Raw genomic sequence first — 14,827 nt, 5'->3', positions numbered from 1 at the left:
CTAGTGCATGATCTCGATACACCATCTTTGCCAATAGCTCACTTATTTTCTGTGTCCTAGAGTCCATTGCAGGAATGGCTTCCAACAGGCGAGCCACTGCGGAAGTCTTTCTGGCGGCAAAGGTGGTGACATGGCGTAACCCTGGGCGTGAAAACATCCGAGTTCGAGCAGAAGCTCACCTTGTTCAATTGTTTCTACACCTTCAGCGATAACCTCTTTATCAAATGCTTCTGCCAATGCAATTATGCCTTCTAGAATAGATATATTTTCCCTTCTTTCATCAGCACCGCTCACAAACTCTTTGTCAATTTTTATTGTCTGAACAGGTAATTGTTTTAAATAAGCCAAAGATGAGTAGCCCGTACCAAAGTCGTCAAGAGAGAACGTTACTCCCATGCTCCGACATTCGTTAATCACCAACACCGAGGATTGAAGATCGCCCAACGTGGCGGTCTCTAGTATTTCAAGATCAAATCGCGACGGATCGATTTCCGGAAAACGATCGAACGATTGCTGAAGTTCGTCTGAGAAGGCTGGAGATTGAAGATGAAGAGCAGCCACATTAACACTCATAGTTAGGTTCAACCCCTTTTGATCCCACTTGTGCATCTGCTGCAGCGATTCTTCAATAACCCATCTACCAATGTCCACAATAAGGGGATGATTTTCGATTTCTGATAGAAAATACGCTGGAGATAACAATCCTTTTTCTGGATGCTTCCAACGGATGAGCGCCTCAACGCCTAGAACGGAACCTGTTCTTAGGTTTACTTTCGGTTGATAGACCAACTGAAATTGTTTTACCTTCAGAGCTTCACGGATTTCCGTGAGTAACCGTTGGCGTGATTGATGAGCTTTTTTCTGGTTTGCATCCATTAACAACCAGCTACCCTTCGCTTCCTGCTTAGCGTTAAAAAGCGTTTGATCTGCGAACCTCAGGAGTGCGTCTACATCAGATCCATCTTTAAATTCATTTGCAGAGAAAAGGAAAACCCCCGCTGTAAAACGGATTGATATTGTTTTATCATTAAAAACAACCGGATGCTTGCAGGTTTCTTGTACAACTTGCAAAACAGACTCCGCTTGGTACCCATTTGGCAGGAGAGCAGCGAACTGATCACCAGATATTCTGGCAACGGTAGCACCTGGAGGCAAAACATCGAGCCAGCGTTGTGAAAAAACCCATAGCACATGATCTCCTGCATCCTCTCCAAACTGTTTGTTAGTTTCTTTAAAATTGTCTAGGTTCAGTGATATTATGGAAACTTGGTCTGTTGATCTGATCGTGTCTCGCATCTCGCGAATACAGCGAACGAGGCCATTTCGGTTCCACAAGCCGGTTAGAGAATCTGAATACGCCAAGAACTCTAATTGTTTTTGATGATCAACTGCTTGCTTGTCTAAAGCTTTTAGTAGTTGATCCTGTTGTAACTGATGCAATTCATCTTCGGCTTGCTTTCTGGCCGTTTTTTCGCGTATTAATTGAATAGTGTTGGCTGATAACTTCCCGTAAATCTCTAATAATGCGGAAACAAGCACTGATGCTGATCCATTTAATTGCATATCTGCATACGTTTTTGCGGCGTAGAGATCCATGCCATCGTCCATCGCCTGAATTGTTAATGCTAGGCGGCGATCCGATTCCAATATGTGGAAGACTAGCCAACGGGTAATAAAGTTAAACAAATTTGCCAACACTGCTTCGTGCCGTTCAGTAGTTTGACGTAACTTTCTGATTTTGTGAAAAAAAGTTTGGTGGGCATCATGGTGATTCTTTGTGTCTTTTGACTGACCAAAATGTTTTTTCCAAACGTTTTCCTCGTACTCAAAGTGATACTTGGCATAATCTTCAAGCTCGTCCAGTATTGTAGCGCTATTCACGTCTGAATTTATCGAAGAGAATTGCGAGGCCAGGCGATTTACGATATCGACAAGCATACGGTGTTGATTATCAATATCGTCCAATCCGGTCTCGAAATTCTGACTCCATGGGAAAATTTCGAATTCAAGTTTTTTTTCATTCCAAATCACAGTCACGTTGCACCCACACTCAGTCTTAATTACTCCGATTAATAGTAGTTCAAATATTTCTTGGACGTGGACTTCGTCGCCATGATCCTGTAAGACTCGGATAAGACGAGATTGCTCTTCGATAACTTCCCTGATTTCCTGAGAGCCTGTGATGGTCTATATGCCAACCTAATTCATAGACTCCATACTATCGGGTAGTTAATGGGCCACTACATTGGCATTTTTTAAGACTTATACAACTTGTTGAGTGTTTCGGGATATCCGCTCCAAAGTTGAAGAGATTTCTTCTGTCGCGGCAGTTATTTACTTTATCTGTTCTTGCTGCTGCTTTATCTGTATTGAGTTTTGATTTGCTGTAGAGCTTTTCTCTTCGGTAGCCGTTACTTTAATTATAAGATTATTGAACCCACCAGACGGGTAATTGGCTCGCTTAGATTCGCCGGTTACTTCGAATTCCCCAATGTGTTTTAGTAATTCTTCAGTGAATATACGAAGTTCCATTCTGGCCAACGGTGCGCCGGGACATACGTGTATGCCTCTGCCGTAAAGTAGGTTGTGGGCCTTGTTTTGCTCAGGGTTAAAGACGTCTGCTTTGTCGAATACGGACTCATCACGATTGGCCGAGGCCCAGAGTACGGTCACTTTTTCGCCTTTTTTGACAGGGTAACCGGATATTTCGGTGTCTTTGGTTGCGCGGCGGCGGTTTGAAATAAGTGGAGGGTCAAGGCGCAGTATTTCGTCTATAGCGTCATCGGGGCGTTGTTGATCAAATCATTCACCTAACGCACTGATCCCAATGGGATTGCTCCCATCAATCAACTCGGTAACTAACAGGCATACCAAGTCTTATGACTTTGTTTATTGCTTTCACGTTGGCCAATGCTTCGCCAACTTGGGCATCATAGTTGCGTAGGGTCAGCTCAGGGCTGATTAACGTTTTGTATCGGGACATGCCTGTTTCTGACAGAGAGCGTTGGTGATAACCCTCTTCTTGTTTCCAGTCTTCTAAGTTACCCGATTTCAAGGCGCTGACGGCTGCATTGCGAGGGTGGCCGTCCTCCCAGTAACCCGCATTGCTGCGCGGTGGAATGGTCGGTTTGATGCCTTTTTTCTTGAGCACCTGATGACAGGCTTTCGTATCGTAAGCACCGTCAGCGCTGACTTGGGCGATTTTTCGGCGTAACGGGTTGAGCAGCGTCGGTAGGGCTTCATTGTCGCCGACAGACGCTAAGCTAACGACGGCAGAAATCACTTCATGTGTACTGTCATCGATCGCGAGATGCAGCTTTCGCCAAACACGGCGTTTTTCCTGGCCATGTTTGCGGATTTTCCACTCTCCCTCGCCGAACACTTTTAAACCGGTAGCATCAATGACGACGTGAGCAACGGGCCCACGACTGGGTAATCGGTAGTTAACCTCAACCGTCTTCGCCCGTTTACTGATACAACTGTATGACGGCGATTTTAGCGGCACGTCCATCAGGCTAAATATCGAGTCGAGAAAGCCTTGCAGGGCGCGAAGAGGGAGCTTGAAAATGCCTTTTATCATTAGGGCCGTTTCAATGGCACCATCAGTAAACGTAAAGCCTCTCCCTCGTTTGCCATGATGCTCTTTGCAGTGCCAAGTCTGGATAGCGGTGTCATCAACCCAAAAGGTAATCGAACCACGGTTAACCAATGCCTGATTGTATTGCTTCCAATTGCTGATTTTGTACTTGGCTTTGCTCATCATCTGAGACCGGTTTTGAGGCGTTGATGATCTGATCGCCGCTAGAGTGATAAGTTCAATGATTTAGGAAACAACGCCCGTCATCGGTACTTAAGTCGCCGTTGCGTATTTGCTCAGCAACAAGTGGATTTTCTGCGAAGAAGTTGAAAATACTGCTAATAGCAGCAGCAATGGTGCCAACTTCGCCAGCGGTCCAATTGCGTAAAATGCTGACAATTTCCTCTTCGTGAAGGTAGCGTGTTTTGTCATTCACTGTGACTGTTTCATTCATTAAGCGGTATGTATTGTCGCCTTTGGTTGAGCCTGATTGTCTGCGAACGTCGAGCTGTTCATGAATCAATGCTTCAAACTCATCTGCCTTTTGCTTTAACGTTGCTCTATCGTTATTCACAATGGCCTGCTGGTTTGCTTCAAGCCATTCGCCTAGTGTTCCTGTTAGCGATTCTGGCCAACCGAGAAAGGCGCACTGAATATGTAATGCAAAAGGCTTTGCGATTTTACTGACCACATCCAATGCCGTATTCGGTGTAATTCTGCTAATAATAGCCTGAGCAATTTGCCGACAAGTGGGTTCAAAATCCCGTAAGTGATCAGCCTTAAAGTACGGCTCAATCACTTCTCGAAAAATACCATGCTCTGGCGGATCCATGCCGTTTGGAACCGACAAGTGGGAGCCTGCTGCATTGCTGAACGTTTCATGATCTTCGATAACCGAGCGGACATCGCTATGCGTTAGTACCGCATGACCTAACATCTCGCTTTGGGCAACAGGACACTTTTGCCTAAGCTCATCAAGTGACGCAATTTGATCCTGCTGTTCGGAAGGCTCCCAATGACAATTTTTCATACAATCTCCTGATTAATCGTACAAGGCAATCTGGCCTCTTCATATTAAACCACTTTGGAGTAGCGATTTTGACCGTGATTTAGGTACTCATCGAAACAGGCACAAATGCTGCGTACCCAGAGGCGGCCTATTTCTGTGACGCGGAGTTTTTTGTCGGATACGTCGACCAAGCCGTCTTCAATAAACGGTTTCAATAGCGGTATGGCTTCAGCAAAGTGTGCCCAGAAATCGTCGATATTCCACTCGGCTTTAAAAATTTCTATATCGATCTCAAAGTGGCATATGACTTGTGAAATAAGTGCTGCCCGCACTTTGTCTTCGTCGTTCAATGCCATGCCTTTAACAATGGGCTTTTGTCCGTCATCTATTATTTTGTAGTAAGCTGGTAGCTCTTTTTCATGCTGCCATAGCACACCATTAACCTGGCTAATAGAGGACACGCCCAAGCCTAGTAATGCGTCCTGACCGTCTGTGGTGTAACCCTGGAAGTTACGCTGTAAGCGACCTTCGCGTTGGGCAATGGCTAAGCCGTCGTCTTTTTTAGCAAAGTGATCCATGCCAATAAACTGATAGCCCGCGTCGTTGAGCTGAGTAATGGCTTGTTCGAGCAAGCTTAACTTAACTGACGGCTGTGGAATGGACTCTTCCGATATTTTCTTCTGCCCAGCGAAGCGCTGTGGTAAATGCGCGTAGCTAAATACGGAAATACGATCGGGGCTCATTTCAATGACCTGCTCTATCGACTTCTTAAAGGTTTCCGGGCGCTGGTACGGCAGGCCATAAATTAAGTCGAGGTTAATTGAGTCAAAGCCCAGTTCTTTGCTGAGTTTTAACTGATGTGCAATAAGATCGACATCCTGCACGCGGTTAATGGCAATTTGTACTTTCTTATCAAAGTCCTGTACGCCATAACTGACACGGTTAAATCCAAGATCACGCAGGTGATACAGTTTCTCATCGCTGCAACTGCGCGGATCTATCTCAATGCTCACCTCTGGGTTTTCGGCAAAGGTAAAATGTTGATGAATCGAGCTCATCAGTCGTGTCAGTTGTTTCTCGGTCAAAAAGGTAGGCGTTCCCCCGCCTAAGTGAATTTGACGAATTTTCTTGTTTTTAACTAATGGCTGATACATCGCCATTTCTTGTGCGAGGTAGTCTAAGTATTTGTCTGCTTTATGCTGGTGGCGGGTAATAATCTTGTTACAGCCACAGTAATAGCAGAGTTTATGACAAAATGGTAAGTGTAGATATAAGCACAGTTCATCGCCGTTCGTCTTCAGTGCATTGGCGATGCGATCTTGAGAAAACTGTTCAGACAACATTAATGCCGTCGGATATGATGTGTATCTGGGGCCGTTAATATTGTATTTTTCGATTAACTTCTTATCCCAAATGATCGTGCTCATAACTACCTATTGACGTACTTCAAAATAGCTTAACTAATTGAGAGGTATTGTTTCACTTTTCTCTTTGTAAATAAAATCACTAAAACGATCACCGATTAAATAAATAACCTTTGGTAGCTTTTGGTGTACCTCGATAGTGTCTAAAAAATTTTTGAGATGTAACCCTAATTCGGTATTTCCTTTTACCATTAATTTTCGGTTGAAAAATAACGTATCAGGGTCAACCTTGTTGTAGATCAATAAAATAAGCGCATCACCGGTTGCTGATAGCGTTACGTCAGGCTCCTGAGGCCCTCTGAGTGCTTTTATTTTTTCGTTTTTAAGAGTAAAAAACATAGAAAAATCAATGTCTTTAACATGAATCTCAATGATCCTTTCAGCGATAAAACTAAGCTCTCCTTTTATTTTCTCCTCTTTAAATAACTGGTTTAAAACCTTTTCTATGCTGAAGTTTACAATTGGATCTGGGATTGAATTTTTAATTGGCTGGATTATTTTAGGTATGGCATCTACCCATTTTTTGGTACTCATGATTCGCTCCTCGTGAAATAACAAAAAAGATGTTATCAATACTATAATGAATAAACAAATTGCGCACCACAAAACAACTAAATAGAGGTTTGAATGGAATTGCTTTGCCCGGCTGGAAGTATTCCGGCATTAAAAGCGGCTATCGAAAATGGAGCCGATGCGGTTTACGTTGGTTTGAAAGATGAAACCAACGCGAGACACTTTGTGGGCCTTAATTTGGACCAACTGAAGCTGTCAGAAGCGGCTGATTATGTGCATCGGCACGGTAAAAAGCTGCATGTTGCTATCAACACGTTCGCGCATGCCAACAGCTGGGAGAAGTGGCGCCAGGCGGTCGATGATGCCGTTCTGGCTGGTGCAGACGTACTGATTATTGCCGATCTGGCTGTGTTGGCTTATGCCGCCGAACGCTACCCGAAAGTAGAAACGCACTTATCGGTGCAGGCGTCGGCGACCAATGCCGAGGCAATTCGTTTTTATCAACAATACGGTGTGAAACGAGTGGTACTGCCTCGTGTACTATCGATGCAGCAAGTCCGTGCACTTGCGCGAACAACGGACGTTGAACTCGAAGTTTTTGCGTTCGGAAGTTTGTGCATTATGGCGGAAGGGCGCTGCTACCTAAGCTCATACCTGACCGGCGAGTCGCCCAATACCGCGGGTGCCTGCTCGCCTGCTGCTTTTGTTGAGTGGGACGAGCAAGACAACAAACTGGAGTCACGGTTAAACGGCGTGCTGATAGACCGTTTTGCTGAAAACGAAAAAGCGGGCTATCCGACGCTCTGTAAAGGACGCTTCTCCGTCGACGACGAGGTCTATAATGTTCTGGAAGAGCCCACGAGTTTGAACACCTTGAGCCTACTACCGCAGTTACACAAAGAGGGCATTACCTCACTCAAAATAGAAGGCCGTCAGCGCAGTCCTGCCTATGTCTCACAAATTACCCGAGTCTGGCGCCAGGCTATTGATGCCGTAATGGCCGACCCTGATGGTTTTGAGGTTGTTGACAATTGGAACTCGGTTCTTGCATCGCTCTCAGAGGGTAGTCAAACCACGCTCGGTGCGTATCATCGGAAATGGAAGTAATGATATGAAATTTTCTCTAGGGCCGATTCTTTACTTTTGGCCAAAAAAACAAGTCATGGATTTTTACCGCGAAGCCGCTGACTCTAACGTCGAGCATGTGTATTTGGGTGAAACCGTGTGTAGTAAACGCCGCGAGCTTAAGCTTGACGATTACCTTGAAATTGCACACATGCTCAGGGAAGCCGGTAAGAAAGTGACGCTATCAACTATGACGTTGCTGGAAGCCCCGGCCGAGTTGCGGGAGCTTGGTAAATATTGTGACAACGGCGAATTTGAGGTCGAAGCCAACGATGTCAGCGCTATTAGTCTGTTACAGGAGCAAGGACTGAACTTCACTGCTGGGCCGGCCATTAACATCTACAATCACCAAAGCCTGCGTCGTTTAATTGATATGGGCATGAACCGTTGGGTAGCACCTTTTGAGCTGTCGCGTGACTGGTTGCAGGATATTTTGCAGCAAAAGGTCATTGAAAGCGTGCGTGACTGCTTCGATGTTGAGGTATTCTCGTTTGGACATATGCCGCTTGCCTGGTCGGGTCGCTGTTTTACTGCGCGATCTGAAAACCGCCCGAAAGATCAGTGTGAGCTGTGCTGCATCAAGTACCCCGAAGGGCGTGAAGTGAAAAGCCAGGAAGGACAGCAAGTGTTTGTACTTAACGGCATTCAAACCCAATCGGGGACTCGTTATAACCTGATAAACCAACTTCCGAGTATGCAGGGGTTAGTGGATATCGTCCGTATTAGTCCGCAACCACAAGGTACTTTTGACTGGCTAGATCGTTTCCGTAACAATGTTGATGGCGATCATCCCGTAAAATTGAGCAGCAAAGAAAGTAACGGCTATTGGTTACAGCTTGCCGGGTTAGTGACGGCATAAATACACGGAATTAAGAGACAAAAGGGCAATTATGTCAGACGATATCGCACGTATTGGTGTTATTACGGTCAGCGACCGCGCCAGTCGGGGTCAATATGAGGATGTCTCAGGTCCGGCTATTGAAGAGACATTAAATGACTACTTAACGTCTTCGTGGCAGCTGGTGTATCGGGTAATTGAAGATGAACAATCGCTGATTGAACAGACCATAAAAGACTTAGTCGACAAAGAAGGCTGTTGTCTGGTGGTGACCACCGGTGGTACTGGCCCGGCTAAACGCGATGTCACTCCCGAGGCAACTGAGGCAGTTTGCGACCGCATGATGCCGGGCTTTGGGGAGCTGATGCGACAAGAGTCGTTAAAGTACGTACCAACCGCCATTCTCTCTCGCCAAACTGCGGGTTTACGCGGCTCATCGCTAATTATCAACTTACCTGGTAAGCCAAAAGCCATTCGTCAGTGCTTAGACGCGGTATTTCCGGCAGTGCCTTATTGCATTGACCTTATGGAAGGCCCTTATTTGGAGTGTAACGAAACGGTGATTAAACCCTTCCGTCCTAAAAAATAAGAGCTACAGTGATTTCTGGTGTATTAGCCAAAAAGAATGCGGTGTGAGTTGTTGATTGGTATCACCAGATCAACAACCTCAGCTTTTTAGAGAAGGTTTTAGCCGCAGACATATCGGCGATGATTGATAAATGAACACTCATGTTCTCGCCTTGGGTTGCCATAAGCAAGCCAAGTTGAGTATCGGTCAGATTAAAGTCTTCCTTAATCTGAATGCCGATAATTGAAAAGATGGTCCAAACCGCAAAACAAAGTGTAAATGCCAGTATTGATAACACCAGCGCGTAATTGCGTTGACCACCTGTTGCTGACAGGGGTTGGTTCATCGAAGACCTCCAGTTAGATCCGTTTAAGTCAGATACCTAAACTTTACTGTGAAGTTCGATAAAATTCTTTAGTATCAAATAGCTACAAGTATTAGGCGTAAGTTAAAGCCACCCCAAAGTAGGCATGACAAAATCAAGACAGAACAGTTGTTTTTCAGCAGTTAACTACCCCTTTAGAGGTAGTTTAACGAGTATGAGAAACGGCCAAATCAACTGAGGGGTACTAATTTATTTTCGGCGTTAGAACGCTATTTTTTTACGTTTAAAACATATATTATAAATACATCTTTAAAGTGTTCAGGTGACTATGATGCAGATCACAAACCGAGAGAAAGAAGATCAAATAACGCCGATACTCAGACAAGCATTTCGTCCTCTGTTCTTGCTAGGCGCACTATTCAGTGCTGTGGCAATTCTGCTTTGGGGCTTTGCGCTGGCGGGGAAGGTGAGCTTGCCGGTGTACGGAAATATTATGTTCTGGCACAGCCATGAAATGATTTTCGGTTTTGTAGTTGCCATTGTGCTGGGCTTTTTGCTCACTGCAGTGCAGAACTGGACGGGACTGCGCGCGCCGCATGGTAATACCTTGCTAGTGGTGACGGTGCTATGGAGTGCGGCACGATTATTATTGTTGTTTGGTGAAAACTTGCCGTGGTGGCTTGTGGCGGCGGTGGATGTCAGTGTTCTGCCTGTTGCTGCATTCTTGTTTGGCATAATGGTGCTAAAAATTAACCAAACCAGAAACCTGTTTTTTGTCCCCATTCTGCTGTTATTAACGGTGTGTAATCTATTGATGCACTACGGGTTGCATTTTGGTCATTACAACATCCAAGTACTGGGAGCTTATAATGCTGTATTCCTAGTGACATTGCTAATGGCCATTATCGGCGGGCGTGTTCTGCCAATGTTTACGGCCAACGGCACCATGACAAAGAAAGTTCAGGCATTGCCCTGGCTGGATAAAATGGCACTGGGCAGCTTATGGCTGATATTTGCGGTGCACTTTTTTAACCTGCATACGCTGTTGCCGAGCCAGGTAATGGTTGTGTTGTTCGCCTTTTGTGCCATAACAACAGCTGTTCGTGTAGCGCGTTGGAAAATTTGGATAACCTGGCGGGTGCCGCTGTTGTGGTCGCTGCATATTGCTTACTGGTTCATACCAATTGGTTTAGCGCTCTTTGCGCTACGCTATGCCGGTATTGAAATTACGCAAAGCCTGGCTATGCATGCATTGACGGCTGGCGCTATGGGTAACATGATTTTAAGCATGATAGCCCGGGTGTCGTTAGGGCATAGCGGGCGCCCGCTTCAGCCAAAACCTATTATGTGGGGGGCGTTTTTACTGGTGGTTATTGCGGCAGTAACGCGTGTTTTCCTTATCTGGTTTATGTCGGAACTGACCAGCCAGTGGTTAATGCTGAGCACGTTAGCCTGGGCCATTGCGTACAGCATTTACGTGGTCGTCTACTTCAAAGTGCTCACCACGCCACGAGCAGATGGTAACCCGGGTTAAGCTTCAGAGCAGTGGGGGCAAGTAGGGTGTTTTTGCAAATTCATCCGTTGCCAGTCACTGTGCAGTGCGTCAAACAGTAACAATGATGAATAAAGCGGCTGACCGATGTTGGCCGCTATTTTTATGGCTTCTACGGCTTGCATCGTGCCAATAACCCCCACCAGTGGCGACAACACGCCGGCTTCGGTGCAGCTGAGTTGCTACTCTCCAAAGAATTGACTCAGACAGCCGTAACACGCGCTGTCATTTTGCATGGAAAAGCTTGCTACTTGCCCTTCAAAGCGAATGGCAGAGCCGGACACCAAAGGCGTTTTGTGTTGCAGACAGGTTTTATTCACAGCGTTGCGTGTTTCCAAATTGTCACAGCAATCGACAACCAGGGTCGCAGCGCTGACTAATGGTTGCAGCGTGTCTTCATCAACTCGCGTATTAACCGTTTGAATACGGGTTTCGCCATTAAGCTCCTGCAACCGGCGCTTAGCGGCTTCGACTTTTGGTTCACCGACGCTTTGCTCTGAAAATAACACCTGCCGCTGAAGGTTGTGACGGTCAATGGTATCGTCATCGATCAATGTCAGCTCGCCAATACCGGCCGCTGTTAAATAAGGAGCTACAGCACAGCCAAGTCCACCCATGCCGATAATCAGAATGTGACTGTTAAGTAACTTCTCCTGACCATCTATATCCATTGCCGGCAGCGCAATATGACGGTTGTAGCGCATCATTTGTTCCGTTGACAGTGTCTTATTCATAATGACTCCTCTGGCGGTACAGGCACGGACTCAGGGCGACTGGCTAGCCAGGTACCCACAGTGACCAATACCACCCCGATGGTTATTTTCAGCCAAACGGGCACTTGCGGTACAAACAGCCATAAAATGACGTAACCACCGGCCATCATCACCAGTGCAATGACTTTAGAGCGGCGCTTCACTACTCGGTTATCGCGCCAGGCCCGAATATCTGGTCCGTATTTTGGATGGTTGACCAACCAGGTTTCTAGGCGGGGCCAGCCTTTACTGGCCGCCCATAACGCGGCAATAAGAAACGGTACGGTGGGCATAACCGGCAGGGCAATACCAATAAGCCCCAGTAAAACAAAGAATGCGACCAAAGAGCGCCATAGTATTTTCATTAAAAGCGCTCGGGTCATTACTTCATTCCTAATCGGGCGGCCATTTTATGTAAATTACTGGAGTCGAGCTTGAGCTCTTTAGCAGCTTTACTCCAACTGTCATCGTTACGCTCAAGCGCGGCTTCTATCATTTTGCGCTGTGTGTATTGTACCGCTTCTTTCATCGACAAACTCTGTGCCGGTAAATTTGCGTCACTGCTTTGAGCGCTTGAGTCTGCTACTGAAGGCAACTGTACGTCCAGGTCGAGCATTTCGGGCTCAATACTGGCGATATCATTTTTGTCGATACCATGGCTTAAGAGTTTAATGGCGGCCCGACTAATGACGTGCTCAAGTTCACGCACGTTACCAGGCCACTGATACTGTTGAATAGCCAACTCAGCCTCAGGCGACAAGCGAATAGCGCGCAAGCCTAGCCGAGCCCTGTTCAGCTCTAAAAAATGACCGGCCAGAATGGAAACATCGTCATCACGTTCACGTAGTGGTGGTATCGGCAGTGGATACACGGACAGGCGATGGTACAAGTCGGCACGGAAGGTTTCGTTACTGACTTGCTGTTTCAGGTTTCGATTGGTCGCGGCAATAATACGCACATCCACTTTGCGGTATTTGTCGGAGCCGAGGCGTTGAATTTCACCGTTTTGCAGTACGCGTAGCAATTTAGCCTGTATGGAAAGCGGTAACTCGCCGACTTCATCTAAAAACAGGGTGCCGCCATTAGCTGCATCGAAACGCCCGGATCGATCACTGGTTGCGCCCGAGAAAGCGCCTTTTACGTGACCAAAGAGTTCACTTTCCGCTAAGGACTCGGGTAATGCGGCGCAGTTTACGTATATCAGCGGCTTGTCGCTGCGTTGCGACAGTCGGTGTAATTCCCGCGCGAAAAGTTCTTTACCGACCCCGGTTTCGCCCAATAGCAACACGGGCAAGTCCGCACCCGCGACAACCCGAAGCTCCTTTAATACCGCATGAATGGCTTTGCTTTCACCAATAATTTCTGACTCATTGGCGTCGGTGGTACTGCTGTGTTCGACCGAATGTTTTTGCCCTTGGCGTAGTGCGCGAACGTTCTGCTCTAACTGGCCAATGCGAATGGCGGTTTCTACAAATAAGCTAAATTTTTGTAATTCAATAATGGAATCGTCAGTGAATGTCCCAGGCTCTAACGCGTCGAGTGTCAGTACGCCCCAGCATTTGCTTTCCAAATACAAACTAATGCCCATGCAGTCATGTACGGGCAATGCGTCGCCCGGTTGGTCAGCCAGTAAACCGTCGTAGGGGTCAGGCAGGGCTGAGTCATGCTCGAAACGGACGGCTGAGCGAGACGACAGCAAAGTCGCTAGACGTGGATGTTGCGCCAACACAAAGCGACGGCCCAAAGCTTCGCGCACAAGTCCCTGTACGGCAATGGGTTGCAGCACTTCGTTATCAAGCTTCAACAGAGCGACTGCACCACAGTTAAAATGGCGTCGCAACGTGCTGACGAGGTTCTGCAACCGCACAGCGGCAGGTTGCTCTGTTAATAAGTCGGCTAAAACACTTTCTTGTAGCATAGTTAAATCCACTATATTGGTAAAAACTACCCTAATTGTTAGGGTTGATACTACCGTGGGGTTTCTGAATGTCAATAATTACAATTGGATAGAAGTTGGCGCACTTGTTGCACTGTTACTTAGGAATTCATGTTTCATCCGGGAGTAGTTCCTGGAGTTGCGGATTAAGTTAAGGAGTTTAGCATGAGTGATTTACAGCAAAGGTTGGCGGATAGCGAAGCCAAATGGCAACAAGCAACAGCGCAGGAATTAATCGAGCACATTTATTTACGTTTCCATCAACGCCATCGTGAGCAATTACCAGAACTTAAGCAACTGGCAATGAAAGTGGAAGACGTGCATGGTGATCACGAACTCGCACCACGCGGTTTAGCGGAGCATCTGGACGCTATGTTGCAGGAATTGGAAAGTCATATGATGAAAGAAGAACAAATTCTTTTCCCAATGCTGTCGCGCGGTGTGTATCCAAGTGGTCCTATTTCTGTTATGGAAGAAGAACACGTGCAGCACGAAGCCGAGTTGGTGAAAATTAATCGGTTAACCAACAATCTGACACTACCGGAAGGCGCATGTGGTACTTGGACAGCTCTGTACAATGGTTTAAAAGAGTTACAGGATGATTTGCACGAGCATATTCACCTGGAGAACAACATACTTTTTACTGAAAAACAGGCAGCAGCGTCAGAGCACGGTAAAAACTTCTGTTGTGGTTCGTGTCAGTAACTAATCTGAAGTGACAAGGGTCGAATGCAAATGCGAATATTCTGTATTTGATCCTGTTTTAAGCTATTTTAGCGCTTTCATTAGAGAAGGTGTTTAGGGATGTATTCTTGAATCTCGTACCATCCTCTCGACCTCGAAATAACCGCGCATAATGAGGAAAAAAGTAGGCCGAATAGCGGGTAGGTTATCTTGGCACTCTAGCGATTATCATCAACGGCGCTGAAGTAGTCTTTACATGTATCGATGTCCACGGTATCCATCCCGAACTATTTTAGAATCGGCCTATATGATCACAGCCAAAGGTGCTCGTCAAACCGATCCTTTTTGGTTAAAAAACGTTCGCGATCTCGCCCTGCTAGGTAGTCTAACGCCTAATCATTGATGAGATGGCTAATATAGATGGAAGGCGTTTGTCAATTAGTAGGTTGTTTATTGTCGTTTTTTCTGGCGAACAACTAACATTAGACCTAATATGCAGTTACACACTTTAAAAGCGCTGTCTC

The 14,827-nt window shown here is 46.3% G+C and carries 14 protein-coding genes and 2 pseudogenes; 5 read left to right on the top strand and 11 right to left on the bottom strand.

Annotated features, from left to right (window positions below):
- Positions 1 to 42: 42 nt before the first annotated feature.
- From BGL48_RS13275 to ubiT, 6 genes are all read right to left on the bottom strand, one after another.
- Positions 43 to 2,037 (bottom strand): bacteriohemerythrin, encoded by a 1,995-nt coding sequence (locus BGL48_RS13275; protein WP_218089813.1) that lies wholly within the window; start codon positions 2,035 to 2,037, stop codon positions 43 to 45.
- 297 nt (positions 2,038 to 2,334) lie between these two features.
- A complete protein-coding gene (locus tag BGL48_RS13270) occupies positions 2,335 to 2,775 on the bottom strand; it encodes a cytochrome P450 (RefSeq protein ID WP_083238605.1) in 441 nt (146 codons plus the stop codon).
- 67 nt (positions 2,776 to 2,842) lie between these two features.
- Positions 2,843 to 3,760, bottom strand: coding sequence for an IS5 family transposase (locus BGL48_RS13265; protein WP_069363170.1), 918 nt, complete (start codon positions 3,758 to 3,760; stop codon positions 2,843 to 2,845).
- A gap of 55 nt (positions 3,761 to 3,815) precedes the next feature.
- Positions 3,816 to 4,607 (bottom strand): cytochrome P450, encoded by a 792-nt coding sequence (locus tag BGL48_RS13260; protein WP_069363077.1) that lies wholly within the window; start codon positions 4,605 to 4,607, stop codon positions 3,816 to 3,818.
- Between the two features lie 44 nt (positions 4,608 to 4,651).
- Complete coding sequence (gene hemN, locus BGL48_RS13255; RefSeq protein ID WP_069363076.1) at positions 4,652 to 6,013, bottom strand: oxygen-independent coproporphyrinogen III oxidase; 1,362 nt, start codon at positions 6,011 to 6,013, stop codon at positions 4,652 to 4,654.
- Between the two features lie 33 nt (positions 6,014 to 6,046).
- On the bottom strand, positions 6,047 to 6,544 hold the full coding sequence (gene ubiT / locus BGL48_RS13250; RefSeq protein ID WP_069363075.1) for a ubiquinone anaerobic biosynthesis accessory factor UbiT: 498 nt from the start codon (positions 6,542 to 6,544) through the stop codon (positions 6,047 to 6,049).
- Positions 6,545 to 6,637: 93 nt separating this feature from the next.
- Between ubiT and ubiU the strand changes: the two genes are divergently transcribed.
- The 3 genes from ubiU to mog are packed head-to-tail and all read left to right on the top strand — an operon-like array spanning position 6,638 to position 9,075.
- Entirely contained in the window at positions 6,638 to 7,630 is a 993-nt protein-coding gene (gene ubiU, locus BGL48_RS13245; RefSeq protein WP_069363074.1) for a ubiquinone anaerobic biosynthesis protein UbiU, read from the top strand.
- Positions 7,631 to 7,634: 4 nt separating this feature from the next.
- Positions 7,635 to 8,507: a U32 family peptidase gene (locus BGL48_RS13240; protein ID WP_069363073.1), complete on the top strand. Its 873-nt coding sequence runs from the start codon at positions 7,635 to 7,637 to the stop codon at positions 8,505 to 8,507.
- A gap of 31 nt (positions 8,508 to 8,538) precedes the next feature.
- Positions 8,539 to 9,075, top strand: coding sequence for a molybdopterin adenylyltransferase (gene mog / locus BGL48_RS13235; RefSeq protein WP_069363072.1), 537 nt, complete (start codon positions 8,539 to 8,541; stop codon positions 9,073 to 9,075).
- Between the two features lie 61 nt (positions 9,076 to 9,136).
- Here mog and BGL48_RS16410 read toward each other — a convergent pair whose 3' ends face one another.
- The gene (locus BGL48_RS16410) at positions 9,137 to 9,400 is read right to left on the bottom strand and encodes a hypothetical protein (RefSeq protein ID WP_069363071.1); all 264 of its coding nucleotides are present in this window, start codon (positions 9,398 to 9,400) and stop codon (positions 9,137 to 9,139) included.
- Positions 9,401 to 9,707: 307 nt separating this feature from the next.
- On the opposite strand from BGL48_RS16410, the gene BGL48_RS13225 reads away from it, so the two are divergent.
- Entirely contained in the window at positions 9,708 to 10,913 is a 1,206-nt protein-coding gene (locus tag BGL48_RS13225; protein ID WP_217492734.1) for an NnrS family protein, read from the top strand.
- On the opposite strand, the pseudogene moeB reads toward BGL48_RS13225, so the two are convergent.
- The 3 genes and pseudogenes from moeB to norR all read right to left on the bottom strand — a co-directional run bounded on the left by moeB (position 10,910) and on the right by norR (position 13,601).
- Positions 10,910 to 11,665, bottom strand: a pseudogene (moeB, locus tag BGL48_RS13220) (molybdopterin-synthase adenylyltransferase MoeB). The gene BGL48_RS13225 and the pseudogene moeB overlap by 4 nt on opposite strands.
- Positions 11,662 to 12,066: a YbaN family protein gene (locus BGL48_RS13215; RefSeq protein WP_069363069.1), complete on the bottom strand. Its 405-nt coding sequence runs from the start codon at positions 12,064 to 12,066 to the stop codon at positions 11,662 to 11,664. Before BGL48_RS13215 ends, moeB begins: the two are co-directional and overlap by 4 nt.
- The gene (gene norR / locus BGL48_RS13210; protein WP_069363068.1) at positions 12,066 to 13,601 is read right to left on the bottom strand and encodes a nitric oxide reductase transcriptional regulator NorR; all 1,536 of its coding nucleotides are present in this window, start codon (positions 13,599 to 13,601) and stop codon (positions 12,066 to 12,068) included. Before norR ends, BGL48_RS13215 begins: the two co-directional genes overlap by 1 nt.
- Positions 13,602 to 13,784: 183 nt before the next feature.
- Between norR and BGL48_RS13205 the strand changes: the two genes are divergently transcribed.
- Positions 13,785 to 14,324 carry a hemerythrin domain-containing protein gene (locus BGL48_RS13205; RefSeq protein ID WP_069363067.1) on the top strand — a complete coding sequence of 180 codons (540 nt, stop codon included), beginning with the start codon at positions 13,785 to 13,787 and terminating at the stop codon, positions 14,322 to 14,324.
- Positions 14,325 to 14,413: 89 nt separating this feature from the next.
- On the opposite strand, the pseudogene BGL48_RS16550 reads toward BGL48_RS13205, so the two are convergent.
- A pseudogene (locus BGL48_RS16550) lies at positions 14,414 to 14,584 on the bottom strand (transposase family protein); the annotation flags it as partial.
- Positions 14,585 to 14,827: the final 243 nt, after the last annotated feature.

The organism is Salinivibrio sp. SS3 (genome assembly GCF_001722105.1).
Lineage (GTDB): Bacteria > Pseudomonadota > Gammaproteobacteria > Enterobacterales > Vibrionaceae > Salinivibrio > Salinivibrio kushneri.
This window is presented reverse-complemented; position numbering and strand designations above follow the sequence as displayed.